The 22,424-nt window shown below is 59.7% G+C and carries 24 protein-coding genes; 6 read left to right on the top strand and 18 right to left on the bottom strand.

Going from position 1 to position 22,424, the window contains the following annotated elements; all coding sequences use genetic code 11:
* Positions 1-37 precede the first annotated feature (37 nt).
* From WCX72_RS12610 to WCX72_RS12585, 6 genes are all read right to left on the bottom strand, one after another.
* Positions 38-1,063 (bottom strand): hypothetical protein, encoded by a 1,026-nt coding sequence (locus WCX72_RS12610; protein WP_345970091.1) that lies wholly within the window; start codon positions 1,061-1,063, stop codon positions 38-40.
* A 9-nt stretch (positions 1,064-1,072) separates the two neighbouring features.
* A complete protein-coding gene (locus WCX72_RS12605) occupies positions 1,073-1,342 on the bottom strand; it encodes a DUF493 domain-containing protein (RefSeq protein WP_345970090.1) in 270 nt (89 codons plus the stop codon).
* Entirely contained in the window at positions 1,320-1,793 is a 474-nt protein-coding gene (gene moaC / locus WCX72_RS12600; RefSeq protein WP_345970089.1) for a cyclic pyranopterin monophosphate synthase MoaC, read from the bottom strand. The genes WCX72_RS12605 and moaC overlap by 23 nt, the downstream gene beginning before the upstream one ends.
* Positions 1,794-2,103: 310 nt before the next feature.
* Entirely contained in the window at positions 2,104-2,697 is a 594-nt protein-coding gene (gene mobA / locus WCX72_RS12595; RefSeq protein ID WP_345970088.1) for a molybdenum cofactor guanylyltransferase MobA, read from the bottom strand.
* Positions 2,698-2,729: 32 nt separating this feature from the next.
* A complete protein-coding gene (locus WCX72_RS12590; RefSeq protein WP_345970086.1) occupies positions 2,730-3,581 on the bottom strand; it encodes a hypothetical protein in 852 nt (283 codons plus the stop codon).
* 9 nt (positions 3,582-3,590) lie between these two features.
* Positions 3,591-4,859 carry a 3-isopropylmalate dehydratase large subunit gene (locus tag WCX72_RS12585; protein WP_345970085.1) on the bottom strand — a complete coding sequence of 423 codons (1,269 nt, stop codon included), beginning with the start codon at positions 4,857-4,859 and terminating at the stop codon, positions 3,591-3,593.
* Between the two features lie 166 nt (positions 4,860-5,025).
* On the opposite strand from WCX72_RS12585, the gene WCX72_RS12580 reads away from it, so the two are divergent.
* Genes WCX72_RS12580 through WCX72_RS12570 form a run of 3 tightly spaced genes read left to right on the top strand, consistent with a single transcriptional unit; the run spans position 5,026 to position 7,453 of the window.
* The gene (locus WCX72_RS12580; protein WP_345970084.1) at positions 5,026-5,865 is read left to right on the top strand and encodes a mechanosensitive ion channel domain-containing protein; all 840 of its coding nucleotides are present in this window, start codon (positions 5,026-5,028) and stop codon (positions 5,863-5,865) included.
* A complete protein-coding gene (locus tag WCX72_RS12575) occupies positions 5,862-6,656 on the top strand; it encodes a DUF481 domain-containing protein (protein ID WP_345970083.1) in 795 nt (264 codons plus the stop codon). Before WCX72_RS12580 ends, WCX72_RS12575 begins: the two co-directional genes overlap by 4 nt.
* Positions 6,657-6,700: 44 nt before the next feature.
* Positions 6,701-7,453 carry a DUF481 domain-containing protein gene (locus WCX72_RS12570; protein ID WP_345970081.1) on the top strand — a complete coding sequence of 251 codons (753 nt, stop codon included), beginning with the start codon at positions 6,701-6,703 and terminating at the stop codon, positions 7,451-7,453.
* Here the strand turns inward: WCX72_RS12570 and WCX72_RS12565 are convergent.
* The 3 genes from WCX72_RS12565 to WCX72_RS12555 all read right to left on the bottom strand — a co-directional run bounded on the left by WCX72_RS12565 (position 7,450) and on the right by WCX72_RS12555 (position 10,907).
* Positions 7,450-8,538: an MFS transporter gene (locus WCX72_RS12565; protein WP_345970080.1), complete on the bottom strand. Its 1,089-nt coding sequence runs from the start codon at positions 8,536-8,538 to the stop codon at positions 7,450-7,452. The genes WCX72_RS12570 and WCX72_RS12565 overlap by 4 nt on opposite strands.
* Entirely contained in the window at positions 8,539-9,048 is a 510-nt protein-coding gene (locus tag WCX72_RS12560) for an RDD family protein (RefSeq protein ID WP_345970079.1), read from the bottom strand. It abuts the gene before it with no gap.
* Between the two features lie 248 nt (positions 9,049-9,296).
* Positions 9,297-10,907, bottom strand: a complete 1,611-nt coding sequence (locus tag WCX72_RS12555; protein ID WP_345970078.1) for a cation:proton antiporter — start codon at positions 10,905-10,907, stop codon at positions 9,297-9,299.
* Between the two features lie 103 nt (positions 10,908-11,010).
* Between WCX72_RS12555 and WCX72_RS12550 the strand changes: the two genes are divergently transcribed.
* Entirely contained in the window at positions 11,011-12,639 is a 1,629-nt protein-coding gene (locus WCX72_RS12550) for a CTP synthase (protein ID WP_345970077.1), read from the top strand.
* Entirely contained in the window at positions 12,623-14,221 is a 1,599-nt protein-coding gene (recJ, locus tag WCX72_RS12545) for a single-stranded-DNA-specific exonuclease RecJ (protein ID WP_345970076.1), read from the top strand. Before WCX72_RS12550 ends, recJ begins: the two co-directional genes overlap by 17 nt.
* An 84-nt stretch (positions 14,222-14,305) precedes the next feature.
* On the opposite strand, the gene WCX72_RS12540 is transcribed toward recJ, so the two are convergent.
* The 9 genes from WCX72_RS12540 to WCX72_RS12500 all read right to left on the bottom strand — a co-directional run bounded on the left by WCX72_RS12540 (position 14,306) and on the right by WCX72_RS12500 (position 21,611).
* Entirely contained in the window at positions 14,306-15,640 is a 1,335-nt protein-coding gene (locus WCX72_RS12540) for an MFS transporter (RefSeq protein WP_345970075.1), read from the bottom strand.
* 94 nt (positions 15,641-15,734) lie between these two features.
* Positions 15,735-16,925: a replication-associated recombination protein A gene (locus WCX72_RS12535; RefSeq protein ID WP_345970074.1), complete on the bottom strand. Its 1,191-nt coding sequence runs from the start codon at positions 16,923-16,925 to the stop codon at positions 15,735-15,737.
* 2 nt (positions 16,926-16,927) lie between these two features.
* The gene (locus tag WCX72_RS12530) at positions 16,928-17,326 is read right to left on the bottom strand and encodes a secondary thiamine-phosphate synthase enzyme YjbQ (RefSeq protein WP_345970073.1); all 399 of its coding nucleotides are present in this window, start codon (positions 17,324-17,326) and stop codon (positions 16,928-16,930) included.
* Positions 17,323-18,093 (bottom strand): pseudouridine synthase, encoded by a 771-nt coding sequence (locus WCX72_RS12525; protein ID WP_345970072.1) that lies wholly within the window; start codon positions 18,091-18,093, stop codon positions 17,323-17,325. The genes WCX72_RS12530 and WCX72_RS12525 overlap by 4 nt, the downstream gene beginning before the upstream one ends.
* The gene (locus WCX72_RS12520) at positions 18,090-19,058 is read right to left on the bottom strand and encodes a KpsF/GutQ family sugar-phosphate isomerase (RefSeq protein WP_345970071.1); all 969 of its coding nucleotides are present in this window, start codon (positions 19,056-19,058) and stop codon (positions 18,090-18,092) included. The genes WCX72_RS12525 and WCX72_RS12520 overlap by 4 nt, the downstream gene beginning before the upstream one ends.
* A 50-nt stretch (positions 19,059-19,108) precedes the next feature.
* Positions 19,109-19,711, bottom strand: a complete 603-nt coding sequence (gene rdgB, locus WCX72_RS12515) for an RdgB/HAM1 family non-canonical purine NTP pyrophosphatase (protein WP_345970070.1) — start codon at positions 19,709-19,711, stop codon at positions 19,109-19,111.
* Positions 19,712-19,725: 14 nt separating this feature from the next.
* Positions 19,726-20,940, bottom strand: coding sequence for a gephyrin-like molybdotransferase Glp (gene glp / locus WCX72_RS12510; protein ID WP_345970069.1), 1,215 nt, complete (start codon positions 20,938-20,940; stop codon positions 19,726-19,728).
* The gene (locus tag WCX72_RS12505; RefSeq protein ID WP_345970068.1) at positions 20,937-21,386 is read right to left on the bottom strand and encodes a molybdenum cofactor biosynthesis protein MoaE; all 450 of its coding nucleotides are present in this window, start codon (positions 21,384-21,386) and stop codon (positions 20,937-20,939) included. Before WCX72_RS12505 ends, glp begins: the two co-directional genes overlap by 4 nt.
* A 3-nt stretch (positions 21,387-21,389) precedes the next feature.
* Entirely contained in the window at positions 21,390-21,611 is a 222-nt protein-coding gene (locus WCX72_RS12500) for a MoaD/ThiS family protein (RefSeq protein WP_231019418.1), read from the bottom strand.
* 109 nt (positions 21,612-21,720) lie between these two features.
* On the opposite strand from WCX72_RS12500, the gene WCX72_RS12495 reads away from it, so the two are divergent.
* The gene (locus tag WCX72_RS12495; protein WP_345970067.1) at positions 21,721-22,374 is read left to right on the top strand and encodes an MqnA/MqnD/SBP family protein; all 654 of its coding nucleotides are present in this window, start codon (positions 21,721-21,723) and stop codon (positions 22,372-22,374) included.
* Positions 22,375-22,424 lie beyond the last annotated feature (50 nt).

Here is a 22,424-nt window from a genome sequence, read left to right as displayed (position 1 = left end):
ACATACGGCGTGCAGGGAACGGTGGTTCAAGAAGCCACTATTTTTTGTCGATCTTCCCTTTGGCGTTCTGCAGGGCGCCCTCCAGCACCGTTTTGGCCGAGCGCCAGGCGGAGATACCGACGCGCTTGGCTTCGGCGGCGGTTTTGGAGTTGAGGACCTGGGAGCGCGAAAGCGCCTGGCTGAGCTGGCTGCGCATCAGATCGACGGTCTCCTTGGAGACTTCGACAAGTTCTTCAAGATCGAAACGGATCTCTTTGGCGAGTTTTTCCAGCAGGGCGCGGCTTTCAGGGGTACACTGAAGCGCTTCATCCTGCAGGATCTGTGTGAAGAGCACATCGGTACGGAGCAGTTCCGTCTGCATCGATGCCGTCAGCTTGAGCTCCTCGGGCATAAAGAGGAGCTGCTTTTTCAGACGGCGGATGGCCTTGATCAGGCCGCTGCGTACGCCCCGCAGGGTCCCGAGCAGGATCGCTTCGGCCTGGTTCGGTGTGGCTTCGCCTACTTCGACGGCACTGTGGAGAATGCTGCCGATGACCAGACGGATGCGTCCGGTCTCCAGCGGGCCTTCCCCCAGTGTCACATAGGTAATCTCCTTGCAGATCTCCTCGACCGTCTCTTCGATGTCGTGGTTTTTCTCGAGGGTGGTGATGATCGCGGACTCAACCACCTCCTCAAGCATGTCGAAGAGGTCGATGGACTGGAGTTTGACCTGGTGCAGCTTCGCCTGGGCGTCACTGGGGGCGTCGCCCAGGATACCCTCCAGCGTATTGAAGATCTGATGTTTTTCATCCTGGATCCGTTCGCTTTTGCGCTCGATCTGCCGTTCGATGCGTTCTCTCTGTACGAGCAGCGCCTCCAGCTCTTCTTGAAGGGCCGCCGTCTGCTCGGCCAGGATCGTGTTGACGACGAGCCGGATCTCCGGGAGGGTCAGGTCGGTCTCGTTCAGGCCGTATTCACTTCCCAGATAGCCGATGAGGTCAACGATACGAGCATCGAGTTCCATCGGTGCTTGGTTCTTGTAATGATTGCGGATATCGCGCTGCAGTTGTTCCAGGTCCAGCATCGGAGCCTCCTATAAAACCATTTTGACGTGTTGGTGCGCCTTGAGGGCATCGTAGATGAATTGGCGGTCCTCTTCGTTATGCACAAGCAGTTCGAGATTCAGGCTGATATATTTTCCGGTGCGGCTCGTATTGGAGTGGGCAATCTTGTGCTCGCGCTCCACGATAACCTCCCGGATGGCGTTTTCCAGTTTCTCCCGCTCTTTGCCAACGACTTTATAACACCAGTTACAAGGGTATTCTAGTTCGAGCTTCTGCTCAATGTCGTTGATATTCACCACTTTTGCCTCCTCGTTTCGTTTCGAGTTGTACGTCGGAGATGACCATCCCCTTATCGATGGCTTTGACCATGTCGTAGATGGTCAGCAGGCCGATGCTGACACCGGTCAGCGCCTCCATCTCCACCCCCGTCTGCCCCGTCAGTTTGGCGGTGACGCTGAGGCGGAAGCCCGGCAGTTCCGGCAGCTCCTCTACGTCGCAGTTGATCCCGCTGATGTTGAGGGGGTGGCACATCGGGATGAGGTCCGAGGTTTTCTTGGTCCCCATGATCGCGGCGATGACTGCGGTTTGAAGCACAGGGCCCTTCTTGGTGCGCTCTTCGACGATCGCGCTGTACGCTTCGGGGCTCATCGTAATTTTACCGCTGGCGACGGCTACGCGTTCGGTGGGCGCTTTGGCTGAGACGTCGACCATCTTCGGCCGGTCTTTTTCATCCAGATGGGTCAGCTGCATATATTGTATCCCGTTTTTAACGCTATCTTATAGTAAAGCCGATTAGAAGGAACTTGATGGCGAAAAGTAGAGTATAAGCAGAGTGTTGTTCAATAATTAATCATACTGTTGGATTAATTGTGGATAATTTGTTCTATGATTTGAATGTGCAACAAGGATACGCCTTTTGCCGACGAAGTTTTCAAAGCCTAACATCGCGACTTTGGGCACTATAGCCGCCTACTATAGGTAAGCCCCATGATTGATGTATCATACAACAACGTTTCTCCTCTTCCGCCGCCCTTTGGCGGCACCTTTTCTCCGACAACACTTACTTTTTATCCAGCGTCTTCAATGCCGCTTCGTATTCGTACGGATGGTTGAGATTGCTGAAAAGCTGCTCATCATCAAAATCGACGTAACGGACCCGGCTCTCCGAGAGCATCCTGCCCAGTTTATGATCACCGGAAGCGGCCATCGCCTCGAAACGCGCCAGCAGGCTTCGGTGATAGATGCCGCAGAGGGGGTGCGTGCCCCTCGCGGTCCTGGCGATCACGGCATCAAGCTCCCTGCTGTCGCGCGCTAGCAGGGCTCGGATGACAGGACCATCGACGAAGGGGGTGTCGACGCTGAGGGCGAAAATACGCTCCGCATCCAGGCTCCGAAACGCGGTGATAAAGCCTGCAGTCGGTGCGGCATCCGCCAACGATGGATCGTCGGGGAGATAGGGGAGTCCTTCCGGATAGCCTTTGGTCGTTTTGACGGAGAGGACGGCGGACGCGAAGAGGGGAGAGAGCCGGGCGTACTGGTACGCGGCGAGGGTGTCGAAACCGTCAAAGGGGAGCAGGGCTTTGTTGCGGCCCATCCGGGAGCTCTTTCCGCCGGCAAAGATGACGCAGGGGAGGGGAAAAGTGTTTTCAGGCATGGGGACGCTCCTTCTGTGGATCGGGCCGCCGGTCACTCCCGGCCGCAGGCGGTGACGGCAAAGCGGTCGATGCTGATGTCGCGGCCGACGAGCATGACGCGGACATGGCTGTTGTGTACCAGCTCCTGCAGCAGTGACGGATCATCGGGAATATGAAAAACGAACGCCGGGATCATCCCGAGCTGTTTGCGGGTATTCTCCCCGTAGATAGGTTTGTCGACGCTGCCGTAGTTCATCGCGATTCCCGTGATGTCGAAGACGGCGTAAATCATTTTGTAGGCGTTAAGGACAATGGATGCGACCGGGTTGCTGTCGGCAAGCGGGAAGGTGCCGAGGAGCGTTTTGAAACCGGCGTCGGTATACAAGGAGAGGCGCAGGGGGTTGGAGCCTTCGATGTAGAGACGGTCATGCACGTTGCCGTTGACGGCAATGCTCTCAAGTCTGCGGATCGCTTTTTGGGTCTCCTCACTGCTCAGGTGGTCGAGGTTTTTGAAATCGAGCCAGAAGGCGTGCTCTTCGCCCAGTTCCCGGAACAGGGTCTCCAGGGTGAAGAGACCCCCCTCTTTTTCCGTGTAGACCGTCCGACCGTCCGGACCTTTGCGGGGGTGGCCGTGTCCGATGATGAAGCGGTCCGAGTCCGCATCGTAACTGAAGTCGACTTCGACGCCGTGGGCACCCGCTTCGAAGGCGCGGCGGAAGGCCGTCAGGGAGTTGCGCTCCTGTTTGGTGTCGTAGAGTCCGCGGGACGACCAGACCTTGTGGCAGCTGTCGTAGACACCGTCATACCGTTTGGCCGCGATCTGGCGGTCGGCGAAATAGACCGCCGCGTTCCAGGCGATGACGATGACGAGTACCGTACCGAGTGCGATCGCCTTCCAGGACATGGGTGCGGCTTAGTCGATCGTTGCCGGGTCGGTGATGTAGCCGGTGATGGCCGAGGCGGCGGCGACGGCGGAGTTGGCGAGGTAGACCTTGGACGAGCGTGAACCCATGCGGCCGACGAAGTTGCGGTTCGTGGTGGAGATGGCGACCTCTTCGTCACCGAGGATCCCCATGTATCCGCCGAGGCAGGCGCCGCAGGTCGGGTTGGAGACGACGCCGCCGGCATCGACGATGATGTCGATGTAGCCCAGTTTCGTTGCTTCGCGCAGGATGCGCTGCGTACCCGGAGTGACGATGAGGCGGACGTCTTCGTGCACCTTTTTGCCCTCCAGGATCTTCGCGGCGATGCGCAGGTCGCTGAGACGGCCGTTGGTACAGCTGCCGATAAAGGCCTGGTCGACCTTGATATGGTCGCTGACGGCCTCGCTCAGGCTGTGGCCGTTGGACGGCAGGAACGGGTAGGCGATGACCGGTTCGAGCTTGTCCACGTCGATCTCAAGCACCTGGACGTAGGTCGCATCAGGGTCGGAGTGGTGGATCTTCGCCGGGCGCGCCAGTGTTTTGTCGGCCAGGAAGGCTTCTGTGATCTCGTCGACGGCGACGATCCCGCTCTTGGCTCCCGCTTCGATCGCCATGTTGCACATGCTGAACCGGTCGTCCATACTGAGGTGTGCGATCGTGTCGCCCGTGAACTCGAGGGTGCGGTAAAGCGCGCCGTCGACCCCGATCATGCGGATCACTTCGAGGATGATGTCCTTGCCGGTCGTGAAGGGCCCCGGTTTTCCGGAGAGTACGACTTTGATGCTTTCGGGCACTTTGAACCAGTTGCCGCCGGTGACCATGGCGAAGGCGAGGTCGGTGGAGCCCATACCGGTGGAGAAAGCGCCCAGTGCGCCGTGGGTACAGGTGTGGCTGTCGGCGCCGATGATGACGTCACCGGGGACGACAAGGCCCTTCTCCGGCAGCAGCGCGTGCTCGATGCCCATATCCTTCTCGTCGAAGAAGTGCTTCATCTTGTGCTTCTTGGCGAAGTCGCGGCTGATGCGTGCCTGGTTGGCCGAAGCGATATCCTTGGCGGGGATGAAGTGATCCAGGACGATGGAGAAGCCGTCGGGGTTTGCCAGTTCGGTGGCACCCGCGTCCTCGAATGCCTTGATGGAGATAGGTGTCGTAATGTCGTTACCGATGACCATATCGATCGGCACCCGAACGATCTCGCCCGCGTAGACGGTTTTGCCTGCGTGCTCGGAGAAGATTTTTTCGGTGATAGTCTGACCCATAATTGTTTGCCTTGTCCGGCGGAGATAGAGTTTCCGCGCAAAAAATAGTGCCGCGATTATACCATTTTTCGCTCTCCGGCCCCTGACGCCATTTATTTAGGCAGCGGTAACTTTTCACCGTTGTTTGCTGTGTTATACTGACGGACACTCTAACCGGGAGGTTCCCATGGAAGCTTATCTGGACCCTGATACATACGGTCCCTACTTTGATCTGGCCCTCGGCTATGCGCTTCAGTTGCTCGGCGCACTGCTGATTTTCCTGATCGGAAAACGGGTGGCGCGGGCGCTGGGCAACGTGACGAACAAGGCGATGACAAAATATGGCGTCGACGAGACGCTGACGAAGTTTATCGCGAGCAGCGTCTATGTGGCGCTCCTGGTCGTCGTCATTATGGCGACCCTTGGGCAGCTGGGCATTGAAACGACCTCGTTCATGGCGATCCTCGGCGCCGCCGGCCTCGCAGTCGGCCTGGCGCTGAAAGACACCCTGGCCAATGTCGGTGCCGCCGTCATTATCCTGATTTTCCGTCCCTTCAAGGTCGGCGACTTTGTCGAGGCCGGCGGCGCGACGGGAACGGTGGAGAGCATCAGCCTCTTCACGACGACGATCAGCCCCGTCGACAACCGCACGATCATCGTGCCCAACTCCGCCATCACCGCGGGCAATATCGTCAACTTCTCCAACAAGGCGCAGCGGCGCGTTGACCACGTCGTCGGCATCGGCTACAATGACGACCTCAAAAAGGCCAAGGAGGTGCTGTACGGGGTGATCCATGATGACCCTCGCACCCTTGCAGACCCGGCGCCGCTGGTCGCGGTGAGCGAGCTCGGTGACAGCAGCGTCAACTTTACCGTCCGCGCCTGGGTCAAGTCCGAAGAGTACTGGGATGCCTATTTCGGCATGCTCGAGTCGATCAAGCTTGCCCTCGATGCCAACGGCATCAGCATCCCCTATCCGCAGATGGATGTGCATATGGACCCGACAAAAGAGGAGACAAACGATTGAAAAAGCTACTCTTTGCAGTGATGGCCGCCGCGGCGCTTCTGATGGGAGCGGACGGGGCCGAGAAGCCGAACCCGCTGGTGACGCATACGGAACTCGGTTACGTCAAAACGGGCGGGAACACGGACACCGAATCATTCTCGCTGGATTTCGGCGGCAAGAAAACGTGGGGGAAACACAGCGTTCGGCTGGACTTTGACGCCCTGTACGGTACGGAAAACGGGATCGAGAACAAGAACAAGATCTACACGGAGGGCAACTACGACTGGCAGTTCGCGAAACGCCTGGCGCTCAACTACATCGTCGGCTACAAGGATGATAAATTCTCCGGCTTCGAATACCAGTTCTTCACGGGTCCCGGTGCGAAATATATCGCCCTTGACAGCAAGAAGTTTAAACTCGATTTTCAGGGGAACGTGCTTTTCAACACGCAGCAGGAGATGGACAAATACTACGATGCCAACGGCACCGAGATCAAATACCCCTATCCCGACGGCAAGGCCGGGCTGACCCGGGTGGACGGCCTCTATGACGACTTCTGGGGTTACCTGGTCAAGGGGAATTTCGTCTGGGTCGTCGTCGAAGGGTTCAAGTTCATTGAAGAGGCGAGCTACCGCAGCGGCTTCGATGATGACCAGAACTATTTCGTCTACTCGAAAACGGCGCTCGAGAGCAAAATTAACGGGAACTTCTCGCTGGGCGTCAGCTACAAAATCGACTATACGAACATGCCCCCTGCGGGCAACGAACGTACCGATACGACCTTTATGGTCGCATTGATTATCGACTACTAGTCCACTATAATGCCGTCTGATTTTTGTTTCAGACGGAGTCCACTGTGATACGCCCCCTTTTTCTGCTGCTCATTTCTATTCAACTGTTTGCCATTGTCGCCATCAAGCCGCGTGAAGTCGGTGAGAAACCCGGCCTCTCCGGGGAACTTTCCGGCGCGTTCGAAACCAAACGGGGCAATACGGAGAAAGACAACTACTCCGGGAGCCTTCAGCTGCAGTTCGACAGTAATACCTCCTATGTGATCTGGGGGGTCGTACGCGGCGAATACGGCGAGGCGAGCGGGGTGAGGGATACGAACAATCTCTTTGCCCACCTGCGCTACATCCGCAACATCGTCGGGGCCGACATCGCGGCGGAAGGGTTCGGGCAGATGGAGAAGGACGAATTCAAATCGATCGAGGAGCGGGCGCTTGCCGGCGGGGGGTTGCGCTGGAAGGTGTTGAACAAGAAACGCGGCGAGTGGGGCGGCCTCTTCATCGGTGCGGGCGCCTATGCCGAATACATCGGCTATTCGACGAGTATGGATCCTCTGGAACGCAATCTCCGCTTCAACAGCTACCTCGCCTACAGCCTGCCCTTGTCCGATAAAGGGGTGTTCACGGCCGTCGGCTATTACCAGCCAAAGTGCGATGATTTCAATGACTACTACGTGACGGCCTCGGCCCGGATCGAACTACAGATCTACCGTCAGCTCTACCTCGGCTTCTCGGTGGAGTACGCGCACGATTCGGAACCTGCCGTCGGCGTCAAGCAGGATGATTTCTCCCAGCGAACCCTGTTTACCTTCAAGTTCTAGCCGCGCCGCAGTGCGAGCAGGGCGAGCGCAGAGGCGATCGCCGCGGTGAGAAAGAGGGTCTGGGGGGCGTATTCATAGACATACCCCGATCCCACGGCCCCGATAAATCCCCCCAGTCCGTAGCTGATCCCAAAGAAGAACTGCTGCGCCAGCTTTTTCTGGGTAAAAAGGGTGTAGAGATAGCTGATGGCCGCGGTGTGAAAGAGAGCGAAACTGATGGCGTGCATGCTCTGCGCCGCAAAAAGCAGCGGCAGGTTTTCGGGGAACTGCCAGACGATGAACCAGCGGATGACGGTCACGCCCGCGGCGAACTCCAGCAGGCGGTGCAGATTGCGGCGCAGCAGGGGACCCTGGAAGTAGAAGAGAACGATCTCCGCGATCACGCCGAAACTCCAGAGGTAGATGGTCATATCAAGGCTCACACCGTGGGCGGTCTCGTAGATGGTGAAGAAATTGTAGAAGGGACCGAAGCTGATCTGCATCAGCAAAAAGCCCAGCCAGAGGCCGGGGTGGGTCAGCAGCGTGAAACCGCCGCTGTCGGCCGCGGCGGGCGCCTCTGAGTGCTTTTTGGCGTCATGCCGCGCGATGCTGTAGCCGAACAGGGCCGTCAGCAGCGTCGTACCCATCAGGAAAAAGAGCGCCGTCTGGGGGGCGTCCAGTACCTTGACCAACGCCAGGGCGACGAGGATGAAGCCGATCGAACCGTAGAGCCGAACCTTCCCGTACCGCTCTTTGCCGATCAGCTCCAGCACGATCACCTCGATATAGGGGAGGATGAGGCTGAGCCCAATGCCCAGAGTGATGTTGGCGGCCAGCAGCGCCCAGAAGTGGGGCAGGGCCGGGAAAAAAGCAGCGGCTGCGGCGAGCATGAGGAGAAGCGCGGCGTTGAAGACGGTCCGGTCGAGCCGGAGACCGCGCATAAAGGCGAAGGGGACGGCGAAGCGCACCAGCGGCGCACTGGCGAAGATAATGCCGATCTCCGAGGGGGCGTAACCGACCATCTCGAGCACTTTGGGCATGAAGATGACGTAGACGCCGATGATGGCGAAGTAGAAAAAGTAAAACGCGGAGACGAGCAGGGTCATTCAGGCACGGATGACGGCGGTACCGCTGAGCAGGTCGTGCAGGGCCCTGCCGTCGCGGCGCAGCAGCCCGGTGAAGAAACCGACCAGGGTGAGAGCAGAGAGAAAGTAGCCGACGAAACGCAGGAGCAGGCGGCTCCAGGAGGCTGTCTGGAAGGTACGTGCATCGACGACGCGGATCTGCATCATCTTTTTGCCCGGCGTCTGCCCGCTTTTGTGCCAGAAGAGGACAAAGGTGACGGCATAGAGCAGCATCTGCGTGATCGAGGCGTAGGGGTTGGGAGCGTGCTGCTTCGCCTCGGCCGGGTTCATCAGCACATCCGTTCCGCCCGCGCTGTTCATCATCTGGTCATGTCCAAAGGCGATCATAATGATGAGGGTGATGGGAATGCCGATCATGAAGATGTCCGTGATAAAGGCCAGGGCCCGTGACTTGAAGTCGGCATAGGTCACTTTCGGAGTGTTCTCCGGCTGACGTTTCGGTTTGGTGTGTTTAATCTCTCGCCATCGCATGGCGGCATTATAGCGAAAGGGGTGGCGGACAAAGGCGAAGTAAAACTATTTGTTATACTTAAACATAACATAAAAGATTTGTATACACCTGTATATTTACGGATAGTTTACCTCTACTGCCCTATACTTCCACCGTCTCAACGACAACAGTAGCAGTCATTGAGTTTCATTTATACACTCCTTATATACCTATGAAGCGCATCCCGGTTTCCCCCCTCCTTTTACCGGGATGTTTTTAAACCATCCATTTACATTTCACACTGCATTGCCTGGGAGACCAGGACCTTTGCGACTTCATGTTTGCCATCGACGATATGTCCGACATGCAGCTCTTCCAGCCCTTTTTTCTCTTCGAGCGTCACGATTTTCACGACAAGGTTCGCCTGAGGATTGATGGCCAGCACCGTTTCGCAGATGAGGTTTTTCTTTTCCGGGTTGTCCAGCGTCACGATCACGGCCGAGGCGTTCTCCGTATGCAGGGCCTCCGCGATGGCCGGCTTGGAGAGGTCGCCGAGGTAGATGGCCTCTTTGAGGGCCAGTCCCTCTTTGACGTGTTTGAGGGAGTTGTCGATAATGACGTAATCCATCCCCCGGGCCTTCAGTTCGGAAACAACGAACTTCCCGACGGTACTGTAGCCGCAGACGATAACGTGGTTCCGGTGCTCCGCCACGGGGGCAAGGTTGTCGTGGAGCCCTTTTTGCTGAAAGCGTTTGAGTACGAAGGGGTGGATTTTCGGCAGGTAGAAAGGGGTCAGCACGAGGGAGACGACGACCATCATGATCAGGTACTGTTCCAGGGCCGGATCGAGCAGGCCGTCCGAGGCGGCCAGGGCGAAAATGGCGAAGGAGAACTCGCCGAGCTGGGAGAGCGCCAGCGCGCTTTTGAGGGCGACGGGCGTCGGACTGCTCAGGCGGATCAGGGCGAAGATGATCAGGCTTTTGAGGAGCATGACGGCGGCGAGGACACCGAGGATGTTGACGAGGTGATCGGCGAAGAAAGCGAGGTCTATTTTCATGCCGACGGTGACAAAGAAGACGCCCAGCAGGAGATCTTTGAAAGAGGCGATATCCGCCTCGACCTTGTGGTGGTACTTGGTCTCGGCAATGATGACCCCGGCGAGGAAGGCGCCCAGCGAGTAGGTAAAGCCCATCGCATCGGCCAGGAGGGAGGCGCCGACGGCGATGACGAGGACCGAGCCGAGGAAGAGCTCCTCGATCCCGCTGTCGGCTGCGAAATGCAGCAGCCAGGTCATCAGCGGTCTGCCGACGGAAAAGAGGATGACGAGGATCAGCACGGCACTCTCGGCGGTGTGCAGGAGCGTACTCTGCCAGTCCCCCCCTTCGCTGGCAAGGAAGCCGATAAGCAGCAGGATCGGGATGACGGCAATATCCTGGAAGATCAGGATCCCCATGGCGCGCTGCCCGTAGGGGAGATGGATCTCTTTGGAGCTTTTGAGATAGCTGAGCACGACGGCGGTGGAAGAGAGCGCGAAGGCGCTGGCGATAATGATGGATGAGGTGAGGCCGATGCCCAAAAGCGCATAGGCAAAGCCAAAGACGGTGACCGCCGTGACAAGCACCTGAAGCAGGCCGTTGACGAAGACGATCTGTTTCAGGGCCCCCAGCCGGGGCAGGGAGAGTTCCAGGCCGATCGTGAACATCAAGAAGACGATCCCGAACTCCGCGATCTGCTCAAGGGTGTGCGAATCGTTGTAGTGGCGCAGGTCGAAAGCATAGACGATGATCGTGCCGGTCAGAATGTAGCCGATCACCTGGGAGACGCCGATCTTCTTGAGAAGGATGTTGACGACAACGGAGATGGCGAGGGCCGTAACGGCGTAGAGCAGGGGCTGGTCCATGTATGTTTCTTTTTTCCGGTAAGTATAGCAGGAGTATCTCATACAGCGATAAGCCGCCGCCCGTTATAATTGCGAAAAAATATAGCTTCAAACGGGGTCTGCGATGACGAAATTTATCTTTGTAACGGGTGGGGTACTGAGTTCCCTTGGTAAAGGGATCACGGCTGCTTCCATCGGCGCGCTGCTGAAGCATTCCGGAAAAAAGGTCGGTATGCTCAAGATCGACCCCTATATCAACGTCGACCCGGGGACGATGAGTCCCCTGGAACACGGAGAAGTTTTCGTCACGAAGGACGGTGCGGAAACCGACCTCGATATCGGGAACTACGAGCGTTTCCTCGATACCTCCTTTCTTAAGACCAGCAACTTCACGACGGGGCAGGTTTACAGCTCGGTGATCGAGCGCGAACGCGCCGGGGGGTATCTGGGACAGACGATCCAGGTCATTCCGCATATCGTCGGCGAGATCGTTGACCGTATCAAAAAGGCGGGCGAAGGGCACGACATCCTTGTCGTCGAGCTCGGCGGGACTGTCGGCGACATCGAGGGGCAGCCGTTCATGGAGGCCGTGCGCCAGATGAAGCATGATGAGGATGTGGCAGGGACCTTCTTTATCCACGTCACCCTGATCCCCTACATCAAAGCGGCCGGCGAGCATAAAAGCAAACCGACCCAGCACTCGGTCCAGGAGCTGCGCCGCATCGGTATCACTCCGCAGATGATCATCGCCCGCAGCGAACACGCCCTGCCGAAAACCTTCAAGAAAAAGCTCGCGTTCTCCTGTGACGTTTCCCAGGACAGCGTCATCGAGGCCCTGGACGCGCCGAGCGTCTACGCGGTGCCCATCAGCTTCATGCACCAGAATATCCTGCCTCCGATCGCCAAGGCGCTGGAGCTGGGCGAGCTGAACCCGGACATGGAGCAGTGGGATGGACTGGTCAAGAAGATCGTCTCTCCGCAGGAGCGTATCAGTATCGGTTTCGTCGGAAAGTACCTGGAGCTCAAGGAGTCTTACAAGTCTCTGATCGAGGCGCTGATCCACTCGGGTGCACACCTGGATACAAAAGTTGATTTCTGCTGGGTCGACAGCGAGGAGATCGAGGAGCGCGGCGCGGAGACGCTGCTGCAGGACTGCGATGCCGTCCTCGTCGCCGGCGGTTTCGGTTCGCGCGGGGTGGAAGGGAAGATCCAGGCGATCAATTATGCCCGTACGAACAAAGTGCCCTACCTCGGTATCTGTCTCGGCATGCAGCTGACCCTCGTCGAGTACGCCCGCAATGTGCTGGGTTATGAGGATGCCAACTCCATCGAGTTCGATGAGGAGACGGCGCACCCGATGATCTACCTGATCGACAACTTCATCAACCAGAGCGGCGAGACCGAGCTGCGGACCCACAAGTCGCCGATGGGCGGGACGCTGCGCCTTGGCGAATACCCCTGTGACACGAAAGAGGGCTCTTTGCTGCGCGAAGCCTATAACGGCGAAAAGACGATCCTCGAGCGCCACCGCCACCGTTACGAGGCGAATCCGACCTACCGTAAGGAGCTCGAGGATGCCGGTATGATCGTTACCGGCGAATCCAACGGCCTGATCGAAGCCGTCGAGATCCCGGCGCACCCCTGGTTCCTCGGTGTCCAGTTCCACCCGGAATTCACCTCGCGTCTGCAGACGCCGAACCCCTCCATTCTCGCCTTCGTCAAGGCGGCGCTGGCCCATGCCAAAGGCGCCTGACGCTCCGCTGCTGGACAAGCGTGCCCTGGAGGCACTGCTGCGTTCGCGTTTTGCTTCCGGTTTTTCCAAACTCTCCGATATCCCCGACCCCGCCGGTCTGACCGATGCTTCAAAGGCCGCGAAACGGATCGCCGATGCCATTCGCAAAGGCGAACGCATCGCCCTGGTGGGGGATTATGATGTCGACGGGGTGACCGCCACGGCGATCACGACTCTCTTTTTCCGGCAGATCCCCTATCCCCTCGAGGTGACTATACCCAACCGTTTCACAGACGGTTACGGCGTCTCCGAACGCGTGCTCGAGCGCATTGACGCCGACGTCGTGTTTACCGTCGACAACGGCATCAACGCCTTCGCGGCGGCAGAGGTGTGCAAAGCGCGCGGCATCGACCTTATCATCACCGACCACCATACGCCTTCGGAGAAACTGCCCGACGCCTACGCCGTCGTTGATCCGAAGCGCGCTGACGATCACTACGCTTTCCCGGAGATCTGCGGGGCGCAGGTGGCGTGGCTGCTGATGGCGCTGATCAAGAAGGAGCTGGGGCTCTCCATCGATATGGGGCAGTTCCTCGAACTCCTTGCCCTGGCGATCATCGCCGATGTGATGCCGCTTATGGGCATCAACCGTGCGATCGTCCAGGCGGGGCTCGCCCAGATGGAGCGCTCCGCCCGTCCTTTCTCCGTCATCGTCCGCGAAGCATTGGGGAAGACGAAACTGGGGGCCGAGGATATCGGTTTCCAGATCGCGCCGCGCATCAATGCCGCCGGCCGCCTGGAGGACGCTTCTTTAGCCCTGGAACTGTTGATTGCACCGGATGAGAAGACGGCTTTCAGGCAGTTTGAACTCCTGACGCAGCTCAACGTCATGCGCAAGGCCATCGAGGCAGAGGCGACGGAGGAGGCCATCGCCCTGGTCCGGCCCGACGACCGGGTGATCGTCGTCGCCCACGAAGGGTGGCACGAGGGGGTTGTGGGCATCGTCGCCGCGCGTCTGGTGCAGCGGTTTGAAAAGCCGACCATCGTGCTCAGCATCGAGGAGGGACGGGCCAAAGGGAGTGCGCGTTCGCTCGGCAACGTCAGTATCTACGACCTGATCGCTTCGCAGGAGGGGCTGCTCGAGAAGTTCGGCGGCCACAAGATGGCGGCGGGACTCTCCCTGCGTGCCGAGGATGTCGACGCCTTCCGCGCCGGGATCAACGCCGAAGCGGCAACGCTCGACCCGGAGGAGTTCCTGCCGGTCGAAGAGATCGTCGGACAGCTCGACACGGGCAGCGTGGATTTTGAACTGCTGGAGATCCTGGAGCGCTACGAGCCCTACGGCGAGGGCAACCCCCGCCCCCGCTTTCTGGCACGGGATGCCGAGGTCGTCGGCATCCGCTACCTCGGCAGCGACGGAGACCACTCCAAGGTCAGTCTGCGGCTTTTCCGGCACGAACGCGAGACGTATGACCTTATGGCCTTCCGGCGAAAGCTGGAGCGGCCTGAGAGCGGCCGTCTCACCTGCAGCTATACCCTGGCCCGCAACGAATGGGGCGGCCGGGTCTCCATCCAGATGATGCTTGAACGCCTCTACGGCTAGGCATCGGCCGTTTCAGCGGCATTTTTTTCTTACACGTTTTTTCAGAGGATTTTTGCAGGAGTGCAGTGCGGAGCCCGTGCGGCTTCAGGCCACTTTGAGCATATGGGTTTTGAGCCCCTCTTCGTTGAGGAGTTCGGCATCGTACTTGATGACAATGAGGCTCTCGGTTTCGTTGACGTAAAAGTCGGAGATCCCCTCCATGCCCTTGAGCGAAGGCACCTTGGCCTTGTCATAGGCTTCGAAATCGAGGAAGAGTGTCGCGCGCAGCCCCGGGTTGCGCATGCCGAGGATCCAGAGGAACCAGAGCACCGATGCGCTCATGACGAAGATCGCCACCCCCTCTTTGGAGAAGTGCTGGTAGAGCGCCCCGCCCAGTGCCCCGCCGACGAAGATCCCGACGTAGGCGAAGGTGTTGGCGACGCCGAGGGCAGCACCCTTCTGGTGCACTTTGGCAAATTTGCTGACGAAACTCTGCAAGAGCGGCTCGAACATGTTGAAGCCGATGAAGAAGAAGACGGCGCCGACGGCAAAGGCCCAGAAGGAGGTCGTAAAGCCCATCAGCGCGAACGCCGCGATGATAAAGCCGATAGAGATGAGGAAGATCTGCTTCCCTTTGGCGTATTTCTCGCCGAAGACGGCCGCCGGTCCCATCGCGAGGATCCCGAAAATAACGGCGGGGAGGTAGACCTTCCAGAACTCCATTGTGCCCATGCCGAACTGCTGTTTCATGATGATCGGAATGAGGAAAAAGGCGATCGCCATCGTTGAGCTGTGGAAGAGGAAGGTGATGTACATGCGCACCAGTTCCTTGTCCTTGAAGACATGCTTGATCTGCGCCTCGTCCTCGCTGTAGTGGTGGACGATCTGCGGCGGTTCCGGTACGGCGGTGAAGAGGATGACGAGGGCGGTGATAGAGAGGATCGCCGTCAGCCAGAAGAGGGCGGAGACGGACCAGACCCCGGCGACGAGCGGCCCGATGATCATGGAGGCGGCGAAGCTCATGGCGATGACCATTCCCATGACGGCCATGGCGTGGGCGCGTTCGTCCTCGCGGACCTGGTCGGCGATCATCGCGGTGACGACGGAACCGATGGCGCCGGCACCCTGCAGGAAGCGGCCGAGCAGCAGCCAGTAGACGTTCTCCGCCGATGCGGCGATCACGGACCCGGAGGCGAAGATGAGCAGCCCGACAAGGATCGTCTTTTTGCGGCCGAACTTATCGCTCATCGCCCCGAAAGGGACCTGTAAGAAAGCCTGTGTCAGGGCGTAGCCCCCCAGGGCGACCCCGGCGAGGAAGGGGGTGCCGCCCGGCAGTTCCAGGGCGTATTGCGACAGCACGGAGAGGACGATAAAAAGCCCGAAAAAGCGCAGGCCGATGATCATGCTCAGGGGGAGGGTTTTCTTCATGATGGTTTTCATCAAGCATCCTTGGAAGGAAAAATCCCAACATTATAAGAAGAAATACTTAGGGCGTGTGTTTACTTTAGGTACAACAGGGGGGTTTATTGTTCGTTTAAGCTGGTGCGTCATCCCCGCGGATTTTGCGCAGCCACTCCCCCATCTTCTGCTCATAGCCGATGGGCTTGAAGTCGACGAAGTGCAGCGGTTCGGTAAGGTACTCCTGCGGTACCCAGCCGCCGTAGTCGTGGGGGTAGCGGTAGTGTTCGTTGAACTGGCGTATCGTCGGAGGCGGATCAAGCAGGACGCCGTCCCTGATTGCCTGCTGCGCAGCGTTGATTGCGCTGTAGGCGCTGTTGGACTTGGGAGAGGCGCAGAGGTAGATGACGGCCTGGGCGAGGATGATCCGCGCCTCGGGATAGCCGATCTGCTTGACGGAGGTCATGGCGGAGGTGCAGAGCGTCAATGCCTGGGGGTTGGCGTTGCCGATGTCCTCGCTGGCAAGGATGACGAGGCGACGGGCGATGAACTCGGGCGGTTCGCCCCCTTCGATGAGGCGGGCGAGGTAGTAGACGGCCGCGTCAGGGTCGGAACCGCGGATCGACTTGATCAGCGCCGAGGCGAGGTCGTAGTGCTCCGTCGCTTCGGCGCTGCCGCGGCTCTGGGCGGCCGGGCGAAGGCTCTGCAGCAGGTCGCGGTCGATATCGTTGCGGATCGCCAGGGCAAACTCCAGCAGTTTCAGCATCGCCCGGGCATCCCCGCCGCTGGTGCGGATAAGGTAGTCGCGGGCATCCTCGTCAATCGTACAGCCCGACTGGGCTACGGCCTTTTCCAGGATTGTCGCCATCGCCGTTTCGTCCACGGGCTTCAGCTCAAACAGCATGGAACGCGAGCGCATCGCCGCCGTCAGCGAAAAGTAGGGGTTTTCGGTGGACGCACCGATGACTAACACGCTGTTAGTCTCCATGACAGGCAGCAGAACCTCCTGCTGGTTCTTGGCCAGGCGGTGCACTTCGTCGATGAAGAGGAGCGGTCTTGTCAGCGCGTTTTTGTACTGGTCGAAGATCTTGCGCAGCTGCTCGATCTTCAGCGAGGTCGCGTTGAATTCATAAAAGGGGAGGTCCATCACCTTGGCGATGATGCGGGCGATTGAGGTCTTCCCCGTACCGGGGGGACCGTAGAAGAAGGTGTGCCCCAGCGCATTTTTTTCACAGAGGGTGCGCAGCGGCGCGTCTGGGGCGCTCAGGTGCGGCTGGCCCAGCAGGGCGTCAAAGGTGTCGGGACGGAGCAGCGCGGTAAAGTCCATTCCTAGCCGGCGATGATCTTGATCATGACTTCGCGCGCCTCGCGCGGCCCGTCGAATTCGGCGAAGAGCACGCCCTGCCATTCGCCCAGCAGCGGGCGGCCGCCGACGACAGGGATGGTAATGCTGACGCCCGTGCGCGCGGACTTGATGTGGGCCGCCGCATTGCCGCCGCCGTGGGCGTAGCGGACATTATCCGGTGCAATCCGCGCGAGCGAACCGAGCAGGTCGCGCTGCAGCCGCGGGTCGACGTTTTCGGAGAGCATGACGCCGGTGGTCGTATGGGGGGTGAAGACGACGCAGATCCCCTCTTTGACTCCCGAGGTGATGACCGCCTCCCGGATCTCGTTGGTGATGTCGGTGATTTCCGTTTTGCTTTTGGTGGTGAGCGTCAGGGTTTTCATTGTTTCTTCTCCTCTTCTTTGATGAAGTCGCGCAGACTGGCGTATTCGCTGCGGGAAAGAAAACGCGTTTTCCCGGTGGGGAGGTTGTTGAGCTCGATTCCCCCGTAGGAGAGGCGTTTCAGGTCGGCGACCTCGGCGCCGAAATGGGCGAAGAAACGGCGGATCTCGCGGTTCTTCCCCTCGCCGATAGCGATCTTGAGGATGGAGTAGTCGTGGCGGTTCTTCTGCACCTGGAAGGCGTAGAAAGGGGCGAAGGTCATTGCTTCGATATCACTTTTGCCATGGCCTCCGGCCGAGGCGTCCTCGAGGTGCATCCCCTCCCGCATCGCCTCCTCCATTGCTTCGGTCACGGGCCCTTTGATCTTGACCTTGTAGACACGTTCCAGCGCGGAGTGCATCAGCACGGAGGCGACGCGGGGGCTGTCGGTGAGCAGCAGCAGCCCTTCGGTGGCAAAGTCGAGCCGCCCGACGGGAATGAAGTGTTTGTACGGTTTCTCCAGCGTGTCGTAGATGGTACGGCGCCCCTGGGGGTCTTTTTTGGTGACGAGTTCGCCGCGGGGTTTGTTGTAGACGATGACGGTCATCTTCTCGACGGTACTGACTTTTTTTCCGCTGATGTAGACCTCGTCGCTCTTTTCGTCGACCTGGGTGGCCGGGTTGGTGACGACCTCGCCGTTGATGCGGACATACCCCTCCTGGATGGCGCGGTCGGCCTCGCGGCGGGAATAGGTGGAGTGGTGCGAGATAAATTTGTTGAGACGCGTCATGCGATCCCCTTTTCAACGAGGTCGTGCAGGTGGAGCACGCCGTGGATATGGCCGGCCGCATCGGTAACGATGAGCAGCTGGATCTTCTTCTCTTCCATCAGCACCAGGGCATCGCTGGCGAGCATTTCGCTCTCTCTGACGGTCCGCGGTTCGGGGGTGGCATAGGTTTTCGCCGGGGCATTGATGTCAAAGCCGGGGCGCATCAGGGCGCGGCGGAGGTCCCCGTCGGTCAGCAGACCGCGCAGCGTGCCGTCGCTGCCGGTCAGCAGCACGGCGCCCAGTCGCCCCTCGCTCATGGTGACAATAGCCTCTTTGAGCGGGGTGTTCTCGTCGGTGACGGGCAGCTGCTCCTTGCGCATAACGTCCGCGACCTTCACGAAGAGCTTCCGGCCGAGGCTACCGCCGGGGTGGAAAGAGGCGAAATCCTCCTTTTGGAAGTCCCGGGCTTTCATCAGGCAGACGGCCAGGGCGTCGCCGACGGCGAGGGTCAGGGTCGTCGAGCTCGTCGGGGCGACGCCGAGGGGGCAGGCTTCGCGTTCGACCCGGATGGGTACGAGCACGTCGCTGTAGCGCCCCAGCGTCGACTCGGCGCTGCGGGTCAGGCCGATGAGCGGAATGTCGAACCGCTTGATGTGCGGCAGGATGGAGCTGAGCTCCTCGCTTTCGCCGCTGTAGCTGATGGCGAGGACGGCGTCCTCCTTGCCGATCATGCCCAGGTCGCCGTGCAGCGCCTCGGTGGGGTGAAGGAAAAAGCTCGGGGTTCCTGTCGAGGCCATGGTGGCGGCGATTTTGGCGCCGATCAGGCCCGATTTACCCACCCCCGTCACGATCAGTTTCCCGCGGGTTTCGAGGATGAGGTTGACGGCGAGGTTGATGCTTTCATCGAGGGCTTCAGAGGCCTTTTGCAGCGTCTCGGCTTCGATGGAAAGCACCTCGCGTGCTACGGGAATATAGTTTTGTTTCATAGAGAGATTATAACTGAAATGTCGTTAAGGCTGGGATGTTTAGGCAGGCGCTAGTGGCGCGCCTTGCGGATGGTGGCCAGGACGACCTTGGCGAGGCCCAGGGCCTTGGAGCGGTGGGAGATGCGCTTTTTGATCTCGCCGTCCAGTTCGCCGAGGGTCTGCTCAAATCCCTGGGGAATGAACATCGGGTCGTAGCCGAAGCCGCCGTCGCCGCGGGGGGTATCGATGACCTTCCCGTGCATCCAGCCGTGGACGGTGTATTCGCCTTCGCGGCAGACGATGCTGATGGCCGCGGTGTAGAAGGCGGGGGACTCTGTGAGTCCCTTGGCTTTGAGGGCCTCGACGAGCTTGTTGAGGTTGTCTTTGTCCGTCGCGCCTTTGCCGGCATAGCGGGCGCTGTAGATGCCGGGGGCGTTGTCCAGGGCTTCGACGCTGATGCCGCTGTCGTCGGAGAGGACAATGGCATCGGGGTCGTTCAGGGCGTCATAGACGGTACGCGCCTTGATCATCGCGTTTGCGGCGAAGGTATCACCGTCCTCGACGATCTCGCCGAGGTCGACGAGATCGCTGAAGGCGACGACTTCAAAGCTGTCGCAGAGCTGGGCGATCTCACGGATCTTCCCCTTGTTGGAGGTGGCGAGTACGAGCTGCATCTTCTCTCCCATTGCTACAACCGGTCGAGCCGGATGACGCGTACGACGGTCCCCGCGTCCAGCGGGCCGTCGCTTTCGTCGGTGATCATCAGGGCGGCGTTGTCCAGCATATTGGTCAGCACCGCGGAGGAGGCCGCTTTCTTCTCTTCGAAATCGACGAGATATTTTCCTTCGCTCAGGCGGAGGTTGCAGGTCGTGAATTCGCTTTTGTTCGAGCGTTTGTTGAAGGGCTCGGCTAGGGTCGCCTCGACGATCGCGTGGCCGGGATCGCGCCCGAGCATCTTTCGGATAAGCGGCAGGGCGTAGAGAATGAAGGTGACCGTCGAGGAGTAGGCGAAGCCGGGCAGGGCCAGGATGAACTGATTGCCGCGCTGGGCGACCATGACATGCTGTCCCGGTTTCATCCGTACCCCTTTGAAGATGACGGTGGCTCCCAGGGCCGGAACGACATCCTTGACGAAGTCGTAGTCACCGACGCTGACCCCGCCGGTGCTGACGACGATGTCGCTGCACTCCAGGGCGTTCTCGAAGGCGGCCGTAATGCTCTGCCGGTCATCCTCGGCGGTGCCGAGCTGCACGACTTCCGCGCCGGCGCTTTGCGCCAGGGCGGCGAGGGTGTAGTTGTTGGAGCTGCGGATCTGCGAATCGGTGCGTTCGCGTTCGCCCAGGTCGAGGATCTCGCTGCCGGTCGAGAGGACGCCGACGCGGGGGCGGCGGGCGACGGGGATCATGACGCGGTTCAGTCCCGCCATCACCCCGATCTCGGCATAGCCGATGGCCGTGCCGGCAGGGATGAGGATCTCGCCTTCAAAGTAGCTCTCGCCGACGGGACGGACGCTGAACCCTTCGCGTACGGGGGTGTCGATGCGGATGGCACCGTTTTCGACCGTGACGTTCTCGATGGGGATGAGGGTGTCGGCACCCTCGGGCATCTTGGCGCCGGTAAAGGTCTTGACGGCCATGCCGCTGCGGACGGCTTCCCGGCCGTCGCTGCCGGCGGGGTTGTCGCTGCGGGAGAGGGCGATCGCGCCTTGACTCTGGTCGGCGGCCACGATGGCGTAGCCGTCCATGGAGGCCGTCGGGTGGCGGGGGTAGTCCTCGTCGGCGACGATATGTTCGGCAAGCATGCGCCCGAGCGCGTCGGGCAGGGCGACCTTCTCAACGCGGACGCGGCCGGTATCGAGGGAGAGCAGGCGGTCGACGGATTCGGTGTAGGAGAGGAAACTCACGACTCACCCCCGGCCAGCAGCCCGCTGCCTTTGATGGCGGTGGAACGGTCATCGGCGTAGACCCGTTTGCCGTTTATGAGGTCGTATTTCCAGATGGGGGCGCTGGCTTTGAAGTCCTCGACGAACGCCTCGATCGTCTCCAGGGCCACGCGGCGTTTGGGGGAGAAGACGGCGGCAATGTAGGAGGATTCGTGCAACAGGACGTCGCCGCGGCTGTGGGCCATCTTCAGGACGGCACCCTTCTCGGCGGCTTTTTCCTGCCAGGCATCGAACCAGTTGTTAAGGATCGGTTCGTAGATGTCGAAGCTCAGTCCCTCGATGCCGTTCTCGTCGCGGACGGTCCCGACAAAGGGGATGTAGGCGCCGTAGTTGCTCTGCGCCTCCTCTTCGTACCAGCGTGTCAGCAGTGCGGGCACGTCGAGTGCCCCGTCAAAGAGTTCCAGCACGCCTCAGCCTCCGCAGACCGGCGGAAGCAGGGAGACTTTGTCCCCGGATTTCAGTGGCGTCTCGAGGCCGGCAACGAGGGTGTCGTTGACGGCGACGGCGCTGTTCTCCAGCCAGGGGGCGAGTTCGGCATCCTCGCGCAGGGCCTTGGCGACGTCTGCGAGGGTGGCGGCTTCCATTTCGATGGCCGGTTTGTTGATCGGCCCAAGGAATTCGATACGAACCATAGTGGTAATCCTTATGAAAACAAGTCCGTGATTATAACAAAGCGGAGTTGAGGACGGGTTATTTCAGAGGAGGCGCCGTATAATTGTTAGCTTTATTTCAGGAGGGGCTATGCGTTTTGGCCGGATCGAATATCTGAATCTGCTGCCGTTTCACATTTTTATGAAGCGTTACCTGCGCGTGTCGCGGTCGCAGATGATGCTGCGTCACGGGGCGAACGTGCCCTCCGCCATCAACCGTGCCTACCGGGCGCGCAAGATCGATGCTGCGTTCATCTCCAGTATCCGGGCCAAGGGGCAGAAACATCTGAACCTCGGGATCATCGCCGACGGCCCCGTGCAGAGCGTCTTGTTGATCCCCTCCGAAAGCCCTCAGACGGATACGGCTTCGGAGACCTCCAACGCCCTGACGCGGGTGTTGGGGCTCGAGGGGAGGGTCATTATCGGCGATCCCGCGCTGCGGGCCTATCTGGAGGGGGTCGAGGCGCTGGACCTGGCCGAAGAGTGGCACAAACGCTACGGTCTCCCTTTTGTTTTCGGACTGCTGTCGTACCAGGGGAACGAAAAACAGATGCGGCGGCTCGGCCGTGCTTTCGCCCGGCGTCCCCAGAAAATCCCGCAGTACCTGCTCAAACGCGCTGCCGCGCGTACCGGTGTCCGGCCACAGGATATCCTCGCCTACCTGGAGGGGATCCACTACCGTATGGACCACCGCGCCCTCCGCAGCCTCCGCCTTTTCTGGCGCCTCGCCGAGCAGGTGCGCTGATCACGCTTTGCGTTTGAAAAAGCGGGGCGCGCTTATGCTATACTCGATCT

Origin of the sequence: Thiomicrolovo immobilis (assembly GCF_039645955.1) — a bacterium.
In the GTDB taxonomy this organism is placed as follows: domain Bacteria; phylum Campylobacterota; class Campylobacteria; order Campylobacterales; family Sulfurimonadaceae; genus Thiomicrolovo; species Thiomicrolovo diazotrophicus.
Note: the sequence above shows the minus strand (reverse complement) of the source record. Positions and strands in the feature narration are given on the sequence as shown.

Bases quoted from the DNA above. Each gene is read 5' to 3' on its own strand.
- WCX72_RS12610 (WP_345970091.1), bottom strand. From the start codon at position 1,063: ATGCTGGACCTGGAACAACTGCAGCGCGATATCCGCAATCATTACAAG.
- moaC (WP_345970089.1), bottom strand. From the start codon at position 1,793: ATGCAGCTGACCCATCTGGATGAAAAAGACCGGCCGAAGATGGTCGAC.
- mobA (WP_345970088.1), bottom strand. From the start codon at position 2,697: ATGCCTGAAAACACTTTTCCCCTCCCCTGCGTCATCTTTGCCGGCGGA.
- WCX72_RS12590 (WP_345970086.1), bottom strand. From the start codon at position 3,581: ATGTCCTGGAAGGCGATCGCACTCGGTACGGTACTCGTCATCGTCATC.
- WCX72_RS12585 (WP_345970085.1), bottom strand. From the start codon at position 4,859: ATGGGTCAGACTATCACCGAAAAAATCTTCTCCGAGCACGCAGGCAAA.
- WCX72_RS12580 (WP_345970084.1), top strand. From the start codon at position 5,026: ATGGAAGCTTATCTGGACCCTGATACATACGGTCCCTACTTTGATCTG.
- WCX72_RS12565 (WP_345970080.1), bottom strand. From the start codon at position 8,538: ATGACCCTGCTCGTCTCCGCGTTTTACTTTTTCTACTTCGCCATCATC.
- WCX72_RS12560 (WP_345970079.1), bottom strand. From the start codon at position 9,048: ATGCGATGGCGAGAGATTAAACACACCAAACCGAAACGTCAGCCGGAG.
- WCX72_RS12555 (WP_345970078.1), bottom strand. From the start codon at position 10,907: ATGGACCAGCCCCTGCTCTACGCCGTTACGGCCCTCGCCATCTCCGTT.
- WCX72_RS12550 (WP_345970077.1), top strand. From the start codon at position 11,011: ATGACGAAATTTATCTTTGTAACGGGTGGGGTACTGAGTTCCCTTGGT.
- recJ (WP_345970076.1), top strand. From the start codon at position 12,623: ATGCCAAAGGCGCCTGACGCTCCGCTGCTGGACAAGCGTGCCCTGGAG.
- WCX72_RS12540 (WP_345970075.1), bottom strand. From the start codon at position 15,640: ATGAAAACCATCATGAAGAAAACCCTCCCCCTGAGCATGATCATCGGC.
- WCX72_RS12535 (WP_345970074.1), bottom strand. From the start codon at position 16,925: ATGGACTTTACCGCGCTGCTCCGTCCCGACACCTTTGACGCCCTGCTG.
- WCX72_RS12530 (WP_345970073.1), bottom strand. From the start codon at position 17,326: ATGAAAACCCTGACGCTCACCACCAAAAGCAAAACGGAAATCACCGAC.
- WCX72_RS12525 (WP_345970072.1), bottom strand. From the start codon at position 18,093: ATGACGCGTCTCAACAAATTTATCTCGCACCACTCCACCTATTCCCGC.
- WCX72_RS12520 (WP_345970071.1), bottom strand. From the start codon at position 19,058: ATGAAACAAAACTATATTCCCGTAGCACGCGAGGTGCTTTCCATCGAA.
- rdgB (WP_345970070.1), bottom strand. From the start codon at position 19,711: ATGCAGCTCGTACTCGCCACCTCCAACAAGGGGAAGATCCGTGAGATC.
- WCX72_RS12500 (WP_231019418.1), bottom strand. From the start codon at position 21,611: ATGGTTCGTATCGAATTCCTTGGGCCGATCAACAAACCGGCCATCGAA.
- WCX72_RS12495 (WP_345970067.1), top strand. From the start codon at position 21,721: ATGCGTTTTGGCCGGATCGAATATCTGAATCTGCTGCCGTTTCACATT.